At 46.0% G+C, this 20155-nt stretch carries 16 protein-coding genes; 11 read left to right on the top strand and 5 right to left on the bottom strand.

Annotated features, from left to right (window positions below; translation table 11 throughout):
• Positions 1-124: 124 nt before the first annotated feature.
• Positions 125-988, bottom strand: a complete 864-nt coding sequence (locus tag RQP52_RS24565) for an aldo/keto reductase (RefSeq protein ID WP_315954281.1) — start codon at positions 986-988, stop codon at positions 125-127.
• 336 nt (positions 989-1324) lie between these two features.
• Between RQP52_RS24565 and motA the strand changes: the two genes are divergently transcribed.
• Positions 1325-2119: a flagellar motor stator protein MotA gene (gene motA / locus RQP52_RS24560; RefSeq protein WP_315954280.1), complete on the top strand. Its 795-nt coding sequence runs from the start codon at positions 1325-1327 to the stop codon at positions 2117-2119.
• Positions 2116-2922, top strand: coding sequence for a flagellar motor protein MotB (gene motB, locus RQP52_RS24555; protein WP_315954279.1), 807 nt, complete (start codon positions 2116-2118; stop codon positions 2920-2922). Before motA ends, motB begins: the two co-directional genes overlap by 4 nt.
• Before the next feature lie 60 nt (positions 2923-2982).
• Here the strand turns inward: motB and RQP52_RS24550 are convergent, their stop codons facing one another.
• Entirely contained in the window at positions 2983-3744 is a 762-nt protein-coding gene (locus tag RQP52_RS24550; RefSeq protein ID WP_315954278.1) for a DUF1836 domain-containing protein, read from the bottom strand.
• 241 nt (positions 3745-3985) lie between these two features.
• On the opposite strand from RQP52_RS24550, the gene RQP52_RS24545 reads away from it, so the two are divergent.
• Together RQP52_RS24545 and RQP52_RS24540 are read left to right on the top strand one after the other, a co-directional pair.
• On the top strand, positions 3986-5281 hold the full coding sequence (locus RQP52_RS24545; RefSeq protein WP_315954277.1) for a hemolysin family protein: 1296 nt from the start codon (positions 3986-3988) through the stop codon (positions 5279-5281).
• Between the two features lie 118 nt (positions 5282-5399).
• Positions 5400-6239 carry an MBL fold metallo-hydrolase gene (locus RQP52_RS24540; RefSeq protein WP_315954276.1) on the top strand — a complete coding sequence of 280 codons (840 nt, stop codon included), beginning with the start codon at positions 5400-5402 and terminating at the stop codon, positions 6237-6239.
• A 99-nt stretch (positions 6240-6338) separates the two neighbouring features.
• On the opposite strand, the gene RQP52_RS24535 is transcribed toward RQP52_RS24540, so the two are convergent.
• A complete protein-coding gene (locus RQP52_RS24535; protein WP_315954275.1) occupies positions 6339-8300 on the bottom strand; it encodes a methyl-accepting chemotaxis protein in 1962 nt (653 codons plus the stop codon).
• Between the two features lie 318 nt (positions 8301-8618).
• Here RQP52_RS24535 and RQP52_RS24530 point away from each other — a divergent pair, with 318 nt between their 5' ends.
• From RQP52_RS24530 to phoU, 5 genes are all read left to right on the top strand, one after another.
• Positions 8619-9545, top strand: coding sequence for a phosphate ABC transporter substrate-binding protein (locus RQP52_RS24530; RefSeq protein WP_315954274.1), 927 nt, complete (start codon positions 8619-8621; stop codon positions 9543-9545).
• A gap of 182 nt (positions 9546-9727) precedes the next feature.
• The gene (gene pstC, locus RQP52_RS24525) at positions 9728-10666 is read left to right on the top strand and encodes a phosphate ABC transporter permease subunit PstC (RefSeq protein ID WP_181646701.1); all 939 of its coding nucleotides are present in this window, start codon (positions 9728-9730) and stop codon (positions 10664-10666) included.
• A complete protein-coding gene (gene pstA, locus RQP52_RS24520) occupies positions 10663-11520 on the top strand; it encodes a phosphate ABC transporter permease PstA (protein WP_315954273.1) in 858 nt (285 codons plus the stop codon). Before pstC ends, pstA begins: the two co-directional genes overlap by 4 nt.
• 2 nt (positions 11521-11522) lie before the next feature.
• A complete protein-coding gene (gene pstB, locus RQP52_RS24515) occupies positions 11523-12296 on the top strand; it encodes a phosphate ABC transporter ATP-binding protein PstB (RefSeq protein ID WP_315954272.1) in 774 nt (257 codons plus the stop codon).
• Positions 12297-12320: 24 nt separating this feature from the next.
• Positions 12321-12980 (top strand): phosphate signaling complex protein PhoU, encoded by a 660-nt coding sequence (gene phoU, locus RQP52_RS24510; protein ID WP_315954271.1) that lies wholly within the window; start codon positions 12321-12323, stop codon positions 12978-12980.
• 95 nt (positions 12981-13075) lie between these two features.
• On the opposite strand, the gene RQP52_RS24505 is transcribed toward phoU, so the two are convergent.
• A complete protein-coding gene (locus RQP52_RS24505) occupies positions 13076-14644 on the bottom strand; it encodes a response regulator (RefSeq protein ID WP_315954270.1) in 1569 nt (522 codons plus the stop codon).
• Between the two features lie 171 nt (positions 14645-14815).
• Between RQP52_RS24505 and RQP52_RS24500 the strand changes: the two genes are divergently transcribed.
• Positions 14816-16579: a GGDEF domain-containing protein gene (locus RQP52_RS24500; protein WP_315954269.1), complete on the top strand. Its 1764-nt coding sequence runs from the start codon at positions 14816-14818 to the stop codon at positions 16577-16579.
• Positions 16580-16583: 4 nt separating this feature from the next.
• On the opposite strand, the gene RQP52_RS24495 is transcribed toward RQP52_RS24500, so the two are convergent.
• Positions 16584-17333: an HAD family hydrolase gene (locus RQP52_RS24495; RefSeq protein ID WP_157322823.1), complete on the bottom strand. Its 750-nt coding sequence runs from the start codon at positions 17331-17333 to the stop codon at positions 16584-16586.
• 133 nt (positions 17334-17466) lie between these two features.
• Between RQP52_RS24495 and polA the strand changes: the two genes are divergently transcribed.
• Positions 17467-20130, top strand: a complete 2664-nt coding sequence (gene polA / locus RQP52_RS24490; RefSeq protein ID WP_315954268.1) for a DNA polymerase I — start codon at positions 17467-17469, stop codon at positions 20128-20130.
• Positions 20131-20155 lie beyond the last annotated feature (25 nt).

Here is a 20155-nt window from a genome sequence, read left to right as displayed (position 1 = left end):
AACGTCAAAAGCAAAGGAGCTAAGCGTATATAAGCCGCTTAGCTCCTTTACTTTTGCTTCGATCTACCTTGATAAACGCGATCGTCCTAAAAGGGCGACGAAGGTGTTTATCCTTGGAGCCTATCTAACGAACGTACCATTCCCCCGACACCCAGTCGGTTGATTTCCAGCGCAGGACATCCGGATTAGCCAGATGCATGATCTCCTTCAGGAAAGACAGTTGCTCAAGATCAGTCATGGGTTTGAAGCTCTTCGCGATAGACAGGTTCTGTTCCAGCTGCTCCATCGATTCCATGCCGACGATGGCCGTGGAGATCGGTAGAGAGAACGTGTATTGCAGCGCCTTCTCGTACCACGGAGCAAGCTTGCCAAGCGCCATCACTTTCATGCCGATCACGGCAATGCCTTTCTCATTCGCTTTCGGCAGGAATTCATGTGCGAAGCTGTATACGAGGTGGTCAGCGGCGGAGAGAGCCACAAGCGCGCTATCGAACGGGTACCGGTCGATGGCTTCGAGCTGTACACGAGGATTCGTGTGTCCGCTGATCGAGATATGTTTGATCAAGCCTTGGTCTTTCGCTTCAATCAGCGCTTCCAAAGCACCGCCTTTGGCAAAGCATTTGTCCAGCTCTTCCATGGTCATGATATTGTGCAAACGCCATTCTTCTACATGATCGGTTTGCAGTCTTTTCAGGCTTTCTTCGAGCAGCTTCAAAGAACCGTCTCTCGTGCGGTCGTTCGTTTTGGTCGCAATCCAGACATCATTTCTGCGGCCATGCAGCGCTAAGGCTTTGCCAAGCCTCTCTTCGGATTGCCCTTTTGAATAACTCGGTGCCGTATCGAAATAAGTGATGCCTTCGTCAATCGCGCGATTCACGATCGCAATAGCCTCGTCTTCCGTACAGTTATGCTCGTCTACGATGCGTTGTGCGCCAAAGCTGAGCAGCGGAAATTGCTGCCCCGTCCGGCCGAATATTCGTTTCTCCACGTTCATCTCTCCTTATGTATGAAGATTGCTTGTTTCTTTTCTATCGTTTCCACAAAGGCTGCCAGATCATACCAACTTCCTTCAGATTTGCTGATATCGAATTTAGCAGGAGTATTCTCTCCTTAAGTATAAATTAGGTAAGAGAGAGACGCCAGATTTCGTCATTCCCCATTGATCTTCACAAAAAATACATGACTATAGTCCTAGTTTTCTCTCGAAAACGATTGTAATTTATAGCAAATAAACCTATCATTATGTACAAAGACAGAATTTTTGTCGAATTCTGGAATGCGTGCTACAAGGCTTTTATGACTAGAGAAAAGAGGGTGTCGTCATATGGAGAAATCATCTTTAATTGGAATTGTTTTAGCACTTATTTCGGTTGGTGTGGGCATGGTGTTAAAAGGGGCAAGTTTGGTGGCGCTTTTAAACCCCGCGGCTGCGCTTATTATTTTCGGAGGAACCGCTTCAGCCCTGTTTATCGCGTTCTCATTAGAGGAAATAAAAAAGATTCCGACCTTATTGAAAATTATTTTTACCGAACAAAAATTAATGCCTAAAAAAGAACTGATCAATACGTTTATCGAATGGGTATCCATCACACGCCGTGAAGGCCTTCTTTCCCTGGAAAAGCAAGCGGAAGAGCTATCGGATCCTTTTATGAAAAGCGGTATGCGTCTCATTATTGATGGAAATGATCCTGATTTCGTGCGCGATGTCTTGCTTGAAGATATTGCAGAAATGGAAGCAAGACATAAGAAATATGCGGGAATTTTTACGCAAGCCGGTACATACGCACCAACTCTTGGCGTTCTTGGCGCCGTTGTAGGTTTGATTGCTGCCCTTGGGAACTTAAGCGAAGTAGAGAAACTGGGGCATTTGATTTCCGCTGCGTTCGTGGCCACGATGTTTGGGATTTTCCTTGGTTATGTTATTTTTCACCCCTTCGCGAACAAGCTGAAACAAAAGTCGAAGAAGGAAGTTGAAATTAAACTTATGGTCGTCGAAGGCTTACTGTCCATTCAGTCCGGTGTATCCGCCAACTCTGTGAAGCAAAAAATGATGATCTTCGTAGCGAACAGCGAACGCGCATCGTATGACGAAGAGGCGAAAGGGGACGCCGCGCAGTGAGTAAAAAGAAGAAGCATGAGGACCATGAAGAACACGTTGATGAATCCTGGCTTATTCCCTATGCGGATTTGCTTACTTTGCTTCTAGCTCTTTTTATCATTCTATTTGCATCCAGTCAGTTGGATTCAAAGAAGTACAACTCGATTATGAGGTCCTTGAATAATGCGTTTACGGGTGGAGAAGCGCCATTCGCGGTATCTAATTTAATCCCGATTGACGACGCGGCGAACTCGACCAGGAACAACAACAAGAATCAGAACCCGCCGCCAAAGGAGCCGAGTAATACAGACAGTCAACTGGCTGCGAAGCTGCAAAAGGAAGAAAAGGATCTGGAAGAACTGAAGAAGAGCATGGATGCTTTCATCAAAGAAAATCAGTTGAACGAGCAGCTAACGACGAAGCTGGATAACGAGAAACTGACGATTACCATCAGTGATCGCGCGCTGTTCGACTCGGGTTCTGCGACCATGAAGCAAGATTCTCAGAAGCTGGCTGTTTCCATCGCAGGCATGCTGGCGAATTACCCGGGCTATCAGGTTGAGGTGGGAGGGCACACGGATAATATCCCGATTCACCGCGCGGATTTTGAAACAAACTGGGATTTGAGTGCCAAACGGTCCGTTAATTTTATGAAAATCTTATTAAATAATGGTAAAATCGACCCTTCCTCGTACTCTTCAGTCGGATACGGGGAGTATCGCCCCATTGCATCGAATGATACAACGGAAGGCCGCGCCCAGAATCGCAGGGTTGAAGTAAGTATTCTGCGCAACATTAAAGCAACGGATGAGATTGCGAAATAAAGTTTATAAGAGAAAGGCCAAGAACCGATGTATAGGGTTCTTGGCCTTTTTTGTCCATTATTATTTAAAACTGTGCAGAAATACCATGCCGTTCACATATCGTCTTGCCAAAGAGTTAAAACTAGACGAATGTACGGAAATGATAGCTACATGAATGGCATTTTTGAGCATCTCCTGCTCTTTGGCATTCGCATGCGGGCAATGTGAAGCGGCATACTCATGTGCCGCCTCATCCAACATTTGATCCCACTTGGAGATGAAATCCTGACTATTCCCCGTGTAATTCCTGTATCGTGCATCCAATACTTCGTACAGCTCCGAATAGATCGAATAAAACTTAAGGGGAGTGATGGTTTGTTCTGAGCAGTTATATGACGTAGAACTAAATAATATATGGAACAATTTGCGAATGGAGTCATAGTCCAACGATGATCGCAGGTCCTCGATGATGAAAAACAAAGCGACTTGTTGAAGGGAGTATTTCTTCCCATCCTCAGGAAGTCCGATCAATTCTTTGAAATCACGTTTCACCCAGTTCTGAATAGAGGTAACACTAAATTGTGTAAACTCTACTTGAGTACCGAGTGCAACGATATCGCTTAAGGAGAAAGCCGGCTTAATCTCCGACTTGATCATTTTCTCAATTAGGGGAGGAAGCGTCGTTGAAAGAAAAGCAGACATGGATTTTCCCTGCTCCAAATCACTCTCATGCTGAATTCGCCATGTGTCTTGCAGGATAGCCAGAGGTGATTTCTCTAGATGACCACTCAAAGACAACATTAAATCAGCCATATCTTTGCGTCTAAAAGTTAATGTTTCCATATTGACATCACCTCGTCTGTGATTGAACAGTTCATATGAACTTATAATAAAATACGGTTAAGGCCATGTCAAAAGGAAAGATTTCATGAGAAGGACGGCATCTGCAAACGATTTCCCCCAATAAAGTGAAAAATAATCGATTATGGCTTAAAACAAACTTTGTCTGTTTCATTATATTATATTAGAATAGTTCATAAGAACTGTTTATAAGAATAATTCATTTCGCAAAGGATGAGTTGCCATGTTGTTGAATTTATTTTTAATTGCTTTACTCATATTATTAACCGCTTTTTTCGTGGCTACCGAATTTGCAATCATTAAGCTTCGCCCCAGCCGGGTTGAACAAATGGTACTTGAAGGTAATAAGAATGCGCTTGCCGTACAGAAAGTAACAACAAATCTAGATGCTTATTTATCCGCCTGCCAACTGGGGATTACGATCACAGCGCTCGGTCTTGGTTGGTTAGGAGAGCCGACGGTAGAGAAATTGCTGCACCCCTTATTCGAACTATTAACCTTGAGTGACAGCTTGTCACACATTTTATCTTTTGGTATCGCCTTTGTTTTGATGACATACCTGCATGTTGTTCTTGGTGAACTTGCGCCAAAGTCGCTTGCGATTCAAAAAGCTGAGCAAATCGCAGTGCTAACAGCACCGATCATTGTTGTTTTTCACAAAATCATGTATCCATTCATTTGGCTGCTGAACGGGTCTGCGAATGGCATGATCAAATTGCTCGGAATGAAGCCAGCCAGCGAACATGAAGAAGCTCACTCCGAAGAAGAAATTCGCCTTATTCTGCAGGAAAGTTACCAAAGCGGCAAAATTAATAAAACAGAATACGGCTACACGGATCGAATTTTTACATTTGATGAGTTGTTAGCTCGTGAAATCATGGTTCCGCGGACCGACATGGTCTGCTTATACGCGAACAAACCGTTGAAAGAGAATTTGGAGATCATTAAGCGAGAACAATATACCCGTTTTCCTGTTGCCAAAGAGAATAAAGATCATATTATTGGTATCGTGAATACCAAACAGTTTTTCTTAAGTTATGATAACAATCCTAATTGTGATTTTACCTCGTTACTGCAGCCTGTTATGACTGTGCCTGATGTCATGCCCATTAAGCAGCTCTTGAAGAAAATGCAGCAAGAACAGGTGCATATCGCGCTGCTATTGGATGAGTACGGTGGTACGGCCGGCTTAATCACCATTGAGGACATCCTTGAGGAGATTGTCGGTGAGATTCGTGATGAATTTGATAAGGATGAGAAGCGCGATATTGAAACGCTGGATGCCAATCGATTCTTGATCAAAGGAACCGCGCTCGTTAATGAAGTCAATCATTATCTTGAAACGAAACTGGATCATGAGGAAGTTGATTCGATTGGCGGGTGGCTGTATAGTAAGCAACCTGAACTGGAAAAAGGCGAGCCATGGGATTATGAGGATTTGACCTTTATCGTTCGGGAGAGGGATGCCAACCGCATCCGGAAGATCGAAATTATTAGAAAGCTTCCGCAAAAAGTTTAAACAAAAAGACCAACCTGCGCTAAACGCTAAGCAGGTTGGTCTTTCTTATGATTGTTCAGATAATCCGAATCGCTAAAGGAGATGATAATAGAAATCCACCTGAAAAGGAGCAAGACAATTGGAGTCCACCTATGAGCATACACATATCCCGTTAACCACGGTATCAAGCGGGGAAGGTCACGAAGTGAGCATAGATATTTATTGCTACTGTATTCAGTTCGTTAATATATGTTTGATCGGCAATCCAACAAGTAAATCGAAGACATGGTTTCTGGTCGACGCCGGGATGCCGCATTCCGCAGACAACATCATTCAGTTGGCGGAGGATCGTTTTGGGACAATGACGAAGCCGCAGGGCATTATTTTGACTCACGGGCATTTTGATCATGTCGGTGCTCTTACGGAACTGCTTGAACATTGGGATGTGCCTGTTTACGCGCACGAGCAGGAAATCCCGTATTTAACAGGAAAAGCGAATTACCCCGAAGGGGATTCAACCGTGAACGGGGGACTCATGAGTGAGCTTTCTCCGCTGTTTCCGAATCACGGCATCAATCTCGGGAATCATGTAAAGGCGTTACAGGCCGATGGCTCCATTCCCGGTCTGCCTGAATGGCAATGGATGCATACACCGGGCCATTCGCCAGGCCATATTTCGCTTTTCCGGGAAAAAGACCGCTCCTTACTCGCTGGCGATGCTTTTGTCACCGTAAAACAGGAGTCGCTCTACCGCGTGCTACTCCAGACGCAGGAAATCAGCGGTCCGCCGAAGTATTTTACGACCGATTGGGAGGGCGCGGCATCCTCCGTCAAGAAATTGAATGACCTTCGCCCGAGCTTGGCTGTGACCGGGCATGGCACACCGATGCGCGGGGAGGAACTGACAAGTCAATTAGCGTACTTGGCTGACCATTTCGATGAAGTTGCAAGGCCGGAGGAAGGGCGTTTCGTGCATTAGCGCTTTGGACAGGCTCCGTGAATCTGCACAAAGTAAAAAGAGGTTCTCCCAAAAGTCATCGTGTGACCGGGGGAGAACCTCTTTTTTCAACTTTTTAGATTATCCAATAAGTACAGGCTCTTTTTTATCCTTCGAATTTGCTTCCGCTGTCTTTGTATCGGTTTCAGCTTCCTTCGCATGATCGGCATAGTTTGATAAAGTGTTTTCATCCTCTTTAGTCACTGTGAAGTCTGTCTCAATTTGCTCATGGCTGTGTCCGTCACCGTCAGTATCAACGTCAGTATCACTATGACATTCAGTACCTTCATCGCCAGGAGTATGATCCGTATCTGAACTATCCTGACCATTCGCCATTTCTTCACCGGTTTCAATGATCTGGAACTTGCTGATTTCTGTGAATAATCGGTCTGCCAATGCGAGAATGTCATCGGACTCTTCCGCAATGCGGCGGATGGACGCATCCTGCTGGATGGAAGTGGAGTTGACTTCCTCCACGCCAGCCGCTGTTTCTTGGGCAATTGCCGCCACGAACTGAACGGAGCCAACAAGCTGATCGTTCTTGGAACGCGCTTGTTCGATTTTCAAATGAATGTGCTCAATCTGCTCCTTGATGCCGGTCATGGAATGCTCGATGCTCTCGAAAGAGCTGAGCGTGTCTGCAACACGATGATTCTGGGTAACCGCAGAATCTTTTGCTTCCAAGAGAGAGCTTTGCAGCTCTTGGATTTGTTTCTGCAGCACCTGTGTAATGCCGCTGATCGTCTTGGACGAATCGTTCGTCTGCTGCGACAGCTGACGAACCTCATCGGCGATCACGGAGAAGCCGCGGCCGTGCACGCCAGCCCTAGCCGCTTCAATCGCAGCGTTCAGGGCCAGGACGTTCGTTTGCGTCGATATCTCCGTAATCGAACGTGTGATGGCGCCAATCTGCTTCGAGCTGGCGGCTAAGGTCTGCATGGCTGCATCAACTTTATGCAGCACCTCTTGCGACTGTTCGGACGAAACCTTCAGCGCACGAACATAACCTGTGCCTTGCAGCGTACCGGCTGCGGCTTCATCACTCGCTTTTATCATTTCATACGTATAGGCGGTAATGTCCCGAATCTCTGCCTCCAGCTCTGTAATGATCAGGGAGCTGGACTCAGTTTGAATGGCTTGCTCGTCGGCCCCGTGTGAAATTTCATGGATCGCTTTCAAGATGTCCGTGTTTGCGGAAGCCGTAAGCTGGGAGAAACGATGAAATTCATGCGAGTGATCGCTTAAGGAAGAGGCGATTTGCTTCGTAGCGTAAAGCATATGACGCACCTGGCGGATCATATGATCGAAGCTTTGGCTGAGTTGACCCAGCTCATCTTTGGATGTGGCATTGATCGTATGTGTTAAATCTCCTGCCGCGATAAGCGAAACGGCTTTTTGCAGTTTTTGAATCGGGCGGATAAATGAACGAATTAAGAAGAAAGCGATCAAAACCGTAATCACAAGCACAACGATAGATGCGTACATCATAACCAGACTCGTGCTGTCCAAAGCTTTGGTGGAGGAAACGATGGCTTGATCAGCTGACTCCGCATAGGTCACGTAGAACTTATCGACTAGATCAAAGATCACATTTTTCAGATCCTGAGACTCATTGTAGAGATACATCAGGTTGATTTCTAAATCCTTAGTGCTCGTACCATTATTAACTTGAATCATTTTAGCGGCAGAATCAAAGTTATTAATGTAGTCAACGGAGGCTTGGATTAACTGGCTGCGCCATTTTAGCTGATCAGGCGTAGCGGCGGTATCTCCTATTTTTTTTATATAATCATTGAAAGGCTGGCGTTTGGCATTGTATTTAAATATGTATTCGGGTTTCTTCGAAATCTCCAATCCAGAAGCAATAATGTTCATGTCTTGGACCATTTCCTTTAATTCCAAAGCCATCACTTTGAGCTCGACCTTGTCATTCTGATCATTCATATGTTGTTTGATTTGACTAACCTGATGAAGATTGAAATAAGCGACAGCCAGAAAAATCAAGAGCACCCCACTGAAACTGACGATTAATTTGGTACGCATAGTCATGTTGAAGAAAAATAATCGGCTCACATTCATCCCCCCATAAATAGACAAGATATGACGCGTTTCTTGTTTCTACTTATAAATATAGGAGACTTCTATTAACTAAAGCGTCGAACTGTGTAAATAAGATGTAAAATTAACCATACAACTCTATCAAAAGTCCTATGAAAAAGTTTTACATTACGTTTACGTTTCATGGGTTTGGATTTTACATTCGATTGTTACGATGTATTTGTAAGTTAGTTGCGAGGGACAAACAAGGAAATCGAAACTAACCAGAGAAGCAACATAAAATAAAAGGAGGACATGCTGACTATGTTCAAGTTCATGTCGAAAAAAGGAATTACATTAACACTATCCGCGGTATTAATGATGGGGTCATTGGTTGGATGCGGAGCAAAAACAGAAACAAAAACAAATGGCGCTTCCGCTACACCTGCTGCAACAACAGCTGCTACAGCGTCTGCAAAGCCTTCTGATACACCTAAAACAGAACTTAGCGGTACAATCACGGCTTCCGGTTCAAGCGCATTGCTTCCATTAGTTAAGCAGGCAGCAACTGAGTTCATGGAAAAGAACCCAAAAGTAACGATCAACGTTACAGCTGGTGGTTCAGGAACAGGAATTAAAAACGTAGCTGATGGTACTTCCGATATCGGTAACTCCGACGTTGAGCCAGGCGCTGAATATAAAGATAAAGGTCTTGTTGACCACCAAGTAGCAATTGCTCCATTCGCATTCATCGTTAACAAAGATGTTAAAGTAGACAACGTAACAAAACAACAAGCAGCTGATATTTACATGGGTAAAATTACAAACTGGAAAGATGTTGGCGGTAACGATGCGAAAATCGTTCTTGTACACCGTCCAGATAGCTCCGGTTCCCGTACGCTTGTAAAAACTATCATTCTTGATGGTAAAGACTTCACTAAAGACGGTATTACACAAGAAAACAGCGGTGCTATGAAAACAGCTGTTGTTGGTCAATCCGGTTCCATCGGTTATGTAGATACTCCTTACATCGATGATACTGTTAAAGCTTTGAAAATTGACGGCGTAGCTTTCTCCGAAGAAAACATCAAAAACGGAACTTACAAACTGTTTGGTGTTGAGCACATGTATACAAAAGGTGAAGCAAAAGATCCAGCTAAAGCTTTCATCGAATATATGTCCACAAAAGAATTCCAAGGTAAACAAGTTCGTGACTTGAAATTCTTGCCTGCTGATTTGCTTAAAAAATAATTAGTTCTCTCATCTAGGGCGTTCGCATCATGCGGGCGCTCTTTTTGCCGTGTGAGAGAGGACAAATTAATAAACTTTTACATTGCCTTTACAATTCATTAACGATGCAATGACATTCATGTCCTATCATAATTGTATGACATGTTAGGGCATGTGGTATTAAATAAAGGGGGATTAACCCAGTGAATTCCGTAGCAGACAAACTATCAAATGCGAGTTCAGACAGCAAAAGCCGTCCAATTGTTTCCAAATGGACCCGAGGACAACATAGACAAGACAGCATCATGCGATGGGTATTTGTCCTTAGTGCTGCTCTTGTATCGGCGATTATTTTCTCTATCATTGTTTTCGTAGGTATGCAAGGGATCAAAACGTTTCAGGGAGTAAGTCCTTTGGAGTTTTTCTTCTCGACGGACTGGACACCAGGTTCGAATAAATTCGGAGCGTTTCCTTTCTTATACAGCACCTTGTTGATGACGCTCGTTTCTGTAGTCTTCTCAGTACCGCTGGCTTTGTCCGGCGCGTTATTCATGGCAAAAATTGCTCCAAAATGGATGCGCGAAATCATGCGTCCAGCGACTGATTTATTCGTAGGGATTCCTTCGGTTGTCTACGGTTTGATCGGGATGACGGTCATTGTTCCTGCCATCGGTAAAATAACCGGCGATGTCGCTTACGGTATTCTGCCTGCTTCTATCATATTAGCGATTATGATTCTACCAACTATTCTTTCCATATCGGAGGACGCTATTCGCGCACTTCCCAGCCGTTTGGAAGAAGCATCTTTAGCGCTTGGAGCAACACGCTGGCAAACGATGTGGCGCGTGCTTCTGCCAGCAGCTAGACCGGGTATTTTAACGGCAATCATTCTTGGGATGGGCCGCGCAATTGGAGAAACCATGGCTGTGTTTATGGTGATTGGTAACTCGCCTCAAATGCCTAAATCGTTGCTGGATTCCACAACGGTATTAACAACAGCCATCGTGAAAGACATGGGGAATACAAATTACGGATCAACATGGAATAATGCGTTGTACATGATGGCGCTGCTTTTACTTGTGATCTCCTTATCCTTAATTATTATCATTCGTATTGTTGCAAAAAGGAGTGAAGTGAAATGACAAGTAAATCAACGGACCGGATTGCGACGATATATTTTTGGGCTTCAGGCATTGTGATCATAGGGATTTTGGCTTGGTTTCTCTTTCGGATATTAGGGGATGGCATTCCTCATCTGTCCTGGCATTTCATCTTCGGAAAGCCGGAAGAAATTAAAGCTGGCGGGGGCGTTGGGCCTCAATTGTTCAACTCTTTCTACGTCCTGATCTTATCTCTCCTGATTTCTATTCCGATCGGATTGTTCTCAGGCATTTACTTAGCGATTTATGCACAAAAGAATTGGTTTACGGATCTTGTCCGTATATCCGTTGAAGCTTTGTCTTCTGTACCTTCCATCGTTTTTGGATTGTTCGGATTCTTGCTTTTCGCCAATTTGCTCGGGCTGAAGTTTTCCATTCTAGGCGGCGCGGCGACAGTGGCCCTGCTGAATTTGCCTGTTATGGTCAGGGTTACGGAAGAATCGATCCGCACGGTTCCGGAGTCCTATTGGGAAGCAAGCTTGGCGCTCGGTTCAACCAAATGGCAGGCCATCCGTAAAGTGCTCATTCCAGCAGCGCTGCCTAGTTTGATTACAGGAATCACGCTGATTGCAGGTCGTGCATTAGGTGAATCCGCCATTCTTATTTACACAGCCGGGTTATCGGTTTCCCGTTTCTTCCCGGATTTCAACCCGCTGAACATGGGTGAGACGTTATCCGTTCATCTATGGTATGTAGGTGCTGAGGCGCTTGTGCCGGATGCGAAAGACATTGCCAAGGGAAGTGCCGCGCTGCTTCTGATCGTTGTACTTATCTTTAATCTATTGGTCAGCATACCAAGCCGAATCTTACAAAAAAGACTTTCCGGGGGGAAATAACAATGGCGACTTCAACTATGACTAAAACAAAGATTAAAGCAGATAAATTGAATTTATTCTACGGAGAAAATCACGCGCTTCACGATATTGATCTAACGATTGAAAAAGGAAGTATCGCAGCATTGATTGGACCGTCAGGTTGTGGGAAATCCACGTTCCTGCGTACCTTGAACCGGATGAATGACTTGATTGACAGTGTTCGTATTACGGGAAATGTGGCTGTAGACGGCCATAACATTTATGGTCCGGATTCAGATGTGGTTTCATTGCGTAAACGGGTGGGTATGGTGTTCCAACGTCCAAATCCATTTCCGATGAGCATTTATGACAATATTGCATATGGCCCGCGTATTCACGGGATCAAGAAAAAAGCATTGCTTGATGAAATCGTAGAACGCAGCCTTGTCCAAGCTGCATTATGGGATGAAGTTAAGGATCGTTTGAACAAATCCGCACTTGGATTGTCCGGTGGACAACAGCAACGCTTATGTATCGCTCGTTTGCTTGCCGTTGAGCCAGATGTTCTCTTGATGGATGAGCCTACATCTGCCTTAGATCCAATTTCAACGTTGAAGGTTGAAGAACTTACACAAACCCTGAAAGACAAATATACGATCATTATCGTTACTCACAACATGCAACAAGCCGCTAGGATTTCCGATATGACCTCCTTTTTCTTGAACGGGTACTTAGTCGAAACTGACAAAACCGATAAAATCTTTACAAATCCGAATGATCAACGTACCGAAGATTACATTACAGGAAGATTCGGCTAACAACTACTGGAAGGGGCAACGTACATGGATGCAAGACCCGGGTTTCATCAATCATTAACTTTGCTGCAAAAAGAACTGCTTGAGATGGGGGAAAGCGTTAAGGAATTGATTCTTACGTCCGTTAATTCTCTGGCAACGCTCAATGAGAAAGCCGCGCAGCAAGTGATTAACAATGACGATCAAATCGATGATTATTTAACTAGGATTGATGAACTGTCGCTGCGTCTCATTGCTTTGCAGCAGCCTATGGCAAGTGATCTGCGCATTATTGGCACAGCGCTCAAAATTGCCATTGATTTGGAGCGTATTGCCGATCATGCCGTAGACATCGCCAAAATTACAATCCGCTTCGCCGGAGAAGAACTTGTGAAGCCTCTCGAGACAATTCCGCAAATGGCGAATATCGCCATCGAGATGCTGCAGGAAAGCCTGCTCTCCTATACAGAGCGCGATGTTCACCGTGCTGCAGCGCTAGCTGAGAAGGATGATCGTGTAGATAAAATGTACAGCACTGTCATGACAGAGCTGATGGGTATGATGAATTCCGATTATCATCGCAATCGTCAGTTGACTCATTTGCTGCTGGTTGCCCACTTCCTGGAGCGGGTAGCGGATCACACTACGAATATTGGTGAAGGCGTTATTTATATGGTGACTGGGAAGCGTAAAGATTTGAACGTGTAAAAGAGACAAAAAAAGACCGTAGAACGAAGCGGATTCCGCTTGGTTTACGGTCTTTTTTTGATGCTATGTGCGACGAACAGATTCGTAGCCGCGGCTCATTCAGGAATAGGGAAGCGAATAAGAAAGGTCGTCCCCTCCGAGCTGGATTGGACCTCAATCGAGGCGCGGTGCCTGGCGGCGATGCTGTAGCAGATGGCTAAACCAAGGCCTGTGCCTTCATCCTTGGTGGTGAAGAAAGGGCGTCCAAGCTTCTCCAGATGCTTCTCATCAATGCCTGTCCCCTCGTCCGAAATAAGCAAGACAACATATCCGTTTTCTTGGAAAGTTTGGATCGTAAGCGTTCCACCAATCGTCATGGCTTCAAGCCCATTCATGCACATATTGAGAATAAGCTGGCGCATCTCTTTATCATCAAGATGAATAACCGGGCAATCGACAAATTGGAACTGAACGTGCTTGCCTGACATGACTGCTTCAGCTTGTATGAGTGGAAGGAGCATTTCGATGATCCGGTTGATTTGATCCGGCTGTTGATGGGACTGTTTGTTTTTGGCCAGTGACAAATATTCGGTAATAATTTCGTTGGCGCGATCCAGCTCCTCGAGCATAATCGGAATATACTCTTTTTGCATATTGCGATCGTTTTCACGAAACAATTGCAAAAAACCGCGAATCGTCGTCATCGGATTGCGAATTTCATGGGCGATGCCTGCTGCCATTTCCCCAACCAGATTCAGCTGAGCAAGACGAGCCATTTCCGTCTCAAAGCGCAAGCTTTCCGTAATGTCGACGGCCACCTGAAGCAAGCAACTCTCATTTTCAATATCGATGATCTCCGTAGAGAGAAGAGCCGTTCGAGTTTCCTTGGATTTGGTTTCATACTTCACTTTGCAGTTATGAATCACTTCATCGTAGCTGATAGATTCCCCGGAATCCGATCGTAATAAATCCATATTGGTGCCGATGATTTCGTCGCCATACCCTGTATATTGCTTCCAACTTTCATTTATTTCGATATAAGTAAGTTCCGGCAGACGGCGAATGGCCATCAAGGAAGGGGAGAGCATGAACATTTTCTGAAAATGGTCCTGAGACTTCAGCAGCTTCTCATGGGCATCTACTAGTTCCGTAGTTCGTTCTTCGACCCATTGTTCTAGAAGTGAATTCTGCTGCTTCAGTTTCTCCTCGGCTTCCGCCAGTTTACGGTTCGTCTCTTCGAGATCAAGCGTCCGTTTGTGCAGAAGCTCGCTTTGAAATTTGATTTTCTGATGTCCCAAGTGCATATTGACGAAAGCATCGACTTTCATGCGCAGCATTTCGGGATGAACAGGCTTGAACAAGTAATCAATTGAGCCTACATGATACCCTTTTAGAACATGCTCAATCGATGTGCTGAGTGCGGTTAAGAAGATGATCGGGATATCCTGACAGGCTTTGCGCTGTTTGATCAGTTCAACCGTTTCAAAGCCGCTTAAGCCCGGCATTTGGACATCCATGAGAATGACAGCAATATGATCGGCGGGTTCCTTTAATAAATATCGAAGAACTTCCTCACCCGATTGCAGCGAAATCACGTCATAGTGGGAAGAGGCCAGAATGCTATTGAGAGCCAGCAAGTTCTCGTAGCGGTCATCTACCGCCAAGATTTTGACTTGTTGTTCCATTTCAAATCCTTTCCGTGCTTGTACAAGCCTTTGTACGCACCTAGCAATCGTCCTTCTATTTTTTCGTGGCTAAAAGGCAATTCCCTCTTTTTTATTTGAACTCTTTACACACATTTTACATATTGATAATAAAGCCTGCCATTTGGTTTGATAGACTGATAATAAACTTAAATGACGCAAGGGATGATGGACATGGGTATTCAGTCAGAAGAGCTCCTCCAATTTTACGATATCATTGAAAAAGGTTCCATTTATTCTGTCTATCAGCCTATTGTTTCTATGCAAGATGGTCTGGTAATGGGGTACGAAGCACTAATTCGTGGTCCCAAAGATAGTAATTTTCACTCGCCGCTAACCATGTTTCAATTCGCAGAGCAGCACGGTGAACTGTACAAGCTGGAACAGTTGACAAGAGAGAAAGCCATTCAGGGGTCTATTTTGGAGCATCCGCAGCAATTGCTTTTTATTAATATTTCTTCGCATGTCCTGTATGATCCTGGGTTCGTTCCGGGGAAAACACTGGAAATTTTACAGAAATACGGGCTTCGTCCAAACAACGTTGTTTTTGAAATAACAGAAAGAACCTCCATTGAGGATTTTTCCCTAGCTCAAAAAATATTGGCTCATTACCGGAAGCAAGGTTATCGAATTGCGATCGATGATGCCGGGGCCGGATATTCGTCCATGCAAGCCATTGCCGAGCTTCAACCGGATTTCATCAAGATCGACCGGTCGCTCATCCAGGATATTCATATCAATAAAGTCAAAGAGTACATATTGGAAACATTCGTTACTTTTGCACAAAAAATGAACATCTCTTTGATCGCTGAGGGCATTGAACATGTCGATGAGCTGACCAAATTGGCGAGGCTTGGGGTTCATTATGCCCAAGGCTTTTTGCTGGGGAGACCACAGGCGGATCCTGCAACGATTCAGGACAGCTTGAAGATGTTGATTTGGCAGCAGCGCAAAGTACAAGGAGGACATATGACCTGGGCAATTGGCGATCTCAAAACACCGGTGAAAGTGTTCGATAAGAAAGTGCCTATTTCGGAAGTGGCGGATTATTTCAAAAAAAACCAGGAATCTGTGGGAGCTGTCATCGTTAGTGAAGAAGAACCGGTCGGCCTTATGATGAGAGATCGCTTGTTCCAGCAGTTGGCGGGACAATATGCGTTCTCTTTGTTTTGGAACCGGACGATTGACAATATCATGGACGACTCGCCGCTAATTGTGGACGAGTTTATTTCCGTCGAGCAGGTGTCCCAGATGGCGACTTCGCGGTCGATTCATCATTTGTATGACCTCGTAATTATAACAAGTAGCGGAAAGATGGCGGGTATTGCTTCGATCAGAGCCATTCTGGAGAGTATAACCAATGTCCGGATGGAGTCCGCTCGAGTGGCGAATCCATTAACGGGCTTGCCGGGGAATTTGCAAATTAATAGGGAATTGAATAAACGGATTCATGAAAGTAAGCCATTTCATGTTGTCTATGCGGATCTGGACTATTTCAAATGGTTCAATGACAGGTTCGGTTTTCAAAAAGGGGATCAATTGATTCAATATACAGCTGACATTATGCAGCAGGCGATTTCGGTTTGCGGAACCCCGCTTGATTTCGTGGGGCATGTGGGAGGCGATGATTTCATCGCGATTTCTTCTACGGATGAGCCTGAGCTTCTGTGCCAGGAAATGATTCGCAGGTTCGAAATGGGCGTGCAGATGTTTTATGAAGATGAGGAATGGGAGTATGTATGGGACCGGAGCGGCAATAAAGTTAAAAGCGAGGGAGTCACACTATCGCTGTCATTAGTCGTTTGCACCTGTGAATCTCCCATTTCACTTGAACATATTTCACAAACCGCGGCTGCTCTCAAGAAGAAAGCCAAAGCGTATCCAGGCAGTATTTATTATTTCCAGAATATAGGGTGAAACATTAGAAGGTGTAGATCAACTGTTTAAATGAACGGATGATAACAACCTTCTGTTTGCCGATTCGCCGTTCGGAAATTTTCTTCATATTCCCGGGATGGATCCAGATAGCGTCCAGACCGCTGGAAGCGGCTCCTACCACGTCATTGCGCCACGAGTTACCAACCATCACACTTTGGCTTGAAGCCGCGTTCATGGTCTTCAGAGCCCTCTCAAATATAGCTGGGTGCGGTTTACGCGGACCGTCCTTCTCCGAGCTAAATAAGCGATCCTCTGTAATCCACCGGGTCAGCTTCAATTTATCCAAATTACTCTGCAATCTTCTGCGGTTTCCGTTGCTGATGATGGCAAGCTTATAATTCTGGGATAACGCTTCGAGCGTGTCCTCTACGCCGGGAAAAAGCGCAACAAAATGATCCTCTTGCTCCTCGACCTGTTCGAAAAAAGCTCGGGTAAACGCCGTGCTCACATTCACTGGCAGAGGATGCAGCGCCTTGCGCAAACAAATGTGCCGCAGCTCATCCGGTGATAAAGGGCTGCGCACCGGTGCTTTGCGGTGCCGGCTCCATTCCATTTTATAACTCTGAAGAACGTCTTGGGCTGTGAAGAGAGTTTCGTCCGGCTCCCACCTCGCCGTGTAGTCATTCATGACCTCAAGGAATGCAGAGTCAAAGCATTGTCTGCGATCCAGAATCGTATTGTTCATATCGAAAAATATAACCTTTTTACGTGTTGGTGAGAAAAAAGGGCTCATTCGGAGAACCTCCTTTTGAAGACCGGAACATCGATTAATGGATTCCTTACATGTTTATGTGCGCTAGCGTTTTTTTATTTTAATTTCGTATGCTATGATGAAGGAAGTATGTCTAAAAACGGGGTGTGAACTTATGGATAAGCTTATTATTATTGATGGGAATTCTATTGCAAACAGAGCTTTCTATGCTTTACCGCTTCTCAGCAATTCTAGCGGATTGCACACGAATGCCGTTTATGGTTTTACAACCATGCTGCTCAAATTAATAGAAGAAGAAAAGCCGACGCATTTTCTTGTTGCTTTTGATGCCGGGAAGATTACGTTTCGACATAAAGAATATACGGAATACAAGGGTGGACGGGCCAAAACGCCGTCAGAGCTTTCCGAACAATTTCCACTGATCAAAGAACTGCTGAAAGCATTCAAAATCCCGCAGTTTGAGCTATCCGGCTATGAAGCTGACGACATCATCGGCACGCTGACCAAAGCCGCAGACGCCAAAGGCGAGAAAGTGCTTCTTGTTTCGGGAGACAAGGATATGCTGCAGCTCGCTTCCGATCACGTCACCGTTGCGATAACGCGCAAAGGAATTACGGAAGTTGAGTTATATAACCCGGCTGAGATCAAAGAGAAGTACGGTCTTACACCTGCGCAGATTATTGATCTAAAGGGACTCATGGGCGATACCTCAGATAACATCCCTGGTATTCCGGGAGTTGGAGAGAAGACTGCGCTCAAGATGCTTCATGAATTCGGCACCGTGGAAGAAGTGCTTGCGAATACAGCCAGCCTGAAGGGCAAGATGAAAGAAAAGGTCGAGGAGCACGCGAAAGACGCGATTATGAGTAAAGAGCTCGCGACGATTTTCCGCGAAGTGCCGATGGAAACCGAGTGGGATACGTTCCGTTACGATGGATATGACGGACAAGCCTTGGCTGGCATGTTCCGTAAGCTCGAATTTAAATCCTTGCTGGAGAAAATGGATTTCGGCGCTGTGGACTTGGAAGCGGAAGGACAAGTTGTTGAAAGCATGGAAGCGGTTGTCGTTACGGAAGCCAATGTGGGTGAGTTAGTTGGCAAATTAAGCGACAGCGGAGTGATCCATGTGGAAGCTGTCGGTGAAAATCCACATCAAGCCGTCAATGTCGGCGTGGTCTGGTTTACGCATGATGAGGACGTGAATACGTCCTATTACGTGCCATTCCAGCTGCTCAAAGGAGAAGCTGGCGAGCCGCTGCGGGCATGGCTGGCGGATGATTCGAAGAAGAAGCAGCTTTTCGATCTGCATCGCTCGATTCTCGCTTTGGCTTGGCAGGGCATCGTGCTCAAAGGCGTGGATTTCGACGTCTTGCTCGCCGCTTACCTGCTCGACCCAACGGAGTCGAATCTAACGTTGAGCGGCTTATCGGCGAAATACAGCCTGCCTGGTCTGAAGGCAGACGAAGATGTGTTCGGCAAAGGCGCGAAATTCCGCCTGCCGGAGTTAACAGCGCTTAGCGACCACTTGGGACGCAAAGCAATGGCGACCGCGCGCCTGGTGCCGGTGCTGGCGGAAGAGCTGGAGAAGGGCGAGATGCATCAGCTCTTCTATGAACTGGAGCAGCCGCTGGCCAGCGTGCTGGCAGAGATGGAGCTGCGCGGCATCGCCGTAGATGCCGAAGGGCTTAAAGCGCTCGGCGTGGAACTTGTCAATAAGCTGGACACGATTATGTCCAGCATTTACAAGCTCGCTGGCGTCGAGTTCAACATCAACTCGCCGAAGCAGCTTGGCGAGATTCTGTTCGAGAAGCTGGGGCTGCCAGCTTGGAAGAAGACCAAAACCGGCTACTCGACCGATGCCGAGGTGCTGGAGCGCCTTGCGCCCTACAACGAAGTGGTCGGGCAGATTTTGAATTACCGTCAGCTGGCGAAGCTGCAATCGACGTACGTCGAAGGGCTGCTGAAAGAGGTGCGGCCGGAGACCGGTAAGGTGCATACCTATTACCGGCAGACAATTGCCGCCACAGGACGGCTCAGCAGCCAGTTCCCGAACCTCCAGAACATTCCGATTCGTCTGGAGGAGGGCCGGAAGATCCGCAAAGTGTTCGTGCCATCCGAGCCTGGATGGTACATTCTCGCTGCGGATTACTCGCAGATCGAGCTGCGCGTGCTGGCGCACATCTCGCAGGATGAGAAGCTGAAGGAAGCTTTCCTTCAGAATATGGACATCCACACGAAGACGGCGATGGACGTCTTCGGCGTGGAAGAAAGCGCCGTCGACGCGAACATGCGTCGTCAAGCGAAAGCTGTTAACTTCGGGATCGTTTACGGGATCAGCGACTATGGCTTGTCTCAGAACTTGGACATTACTCGCCGGGATGCAGCACAGTTCATTGAACAATACTTTGCTGTCTTCCAGGGCGTACGCAAATATATGGACGATATCGTGAAGGATGCGCGCCGAGACGGCTATGTGACGACGCTGCTGCAGCGCCGCCGGTATTTGCCGGAGATTACGCACTCGAACTTCAACCTCCGCTCCTTTGCGGAGCGTACCGCGATGAACACGCCGATTCAAGGTACGGCGGCAGACATCATTAAGCTTGCTATGGTGCAGATGGATGCCCGCTTGAAGAAAGAGGGCTTGAAGAGCCGCATGCTGCTTCAAGTACACGATGAGCTCGTCTTCGAGGTCCCGGAAGAGGAACTCGAGACGATGCGCCGCCTGGTGCCGGAAGTCATGGCCGGGGCATTGAAACTGGACGTGCCGCTGAGCGCGGACGTGGATTATGGCCTTACTTGGTATGACGCCAAGTAAGGAAACTGAACAAATTCAAAAAGAG

The organism is Paenibacillus violae, assembly GCF_032461945.1.
Lineage (GTDB): Bacteria > Bacillota > Bacilli > Paenibacillales > NBRC-103111 > Paenibacillus_E > Paenibacillus_E violae.
Note: the sequence above shows the minus strand (reverse complement) of the source record. Positions and strands in the feature narration are given on the sequence as shown.

Bases quoted from the DNA above. Each gene is read 5' to 3' on its own strand.
- motA (WP_315954280.1), top strand. From the start codon at position 1,325: ATGGAGAAATCATCTTTAATTGGAATTGTTTTAGCACTTATTTCGGTT.
- RQP52_RS24550 (WP_315954278.1), bottom strand. From the start codon at position 3,744: ATGGAAACATTAACTTTTAGACGCAAAGATATGGCTGATTTAATGTTG.
- RQP52_RS24545 (WP_315954277.1), top strand. From the start codon at position 3,986: ATGTTGTTGAATTTATTTTTAATTGCTTTACTCATATTATTAACCGCT.
- RQP52_RS24535 (WP_315954275.1), bottom strand. From the start codon at position 8,300: ATGCGTACCAAATTAATCGTCAGTTTCAGTGGGGTGCTCTTGATTTTT.
- RQP52_RS24530 (WP_315954274.1), top strand. From the start codon at position 8,619: ATGTTCAAGTTCATGTCGAAAAAAGGAATTACATTAACACTATCCGCG.
- pstA (WP_315954273.1), top strand. From the start codon at position 10,663: ATGACAAGTAAATCAACGGACCGGATTGCGACGATATATTTTTGGGCT.
- pstB (WP_315954272.1), top strand. From the start codon at position 11,523: ATGGCGACTTCAACTATGACTAAAACAAAGATTAAAGCAGATAAATTG.
- phoU (WP_315954271.1), top strand. From the start codon at position 12,321: ATGGATGCAAGACCCGGGTTTCATCAATCATTAACTTTGCTGCAAAAA.
- RQP52_RS24505 (WP_315954270.1), bottom strand. From the start codon at position 14,644: ATGGAACAACAAGTCAAAATCTTGGCGGTAGATGACCGCTACGAGAAC.
- RQP52_RS24500 (WP_315954269.1), top strand. From the start codon at position 14,816: ATGACGCAAGGGATGATGGACATGGGTATTCAGTCAGAAGAGCTCCTC.
- RQP52_RS24495 (WP_157322823.1), bottom strand. From the start codon at position 17,333: ATGAGCCCTTTTTTCTCACCAACACGTAAAAAGGTTATATTTTTCGAT.
- polA (WP_315954268.1), top strand. From the start codon at position 17,467: ATGGATAAGCTTATTATTATTGATGGGAATTCTATTGCAAACAGAGCT.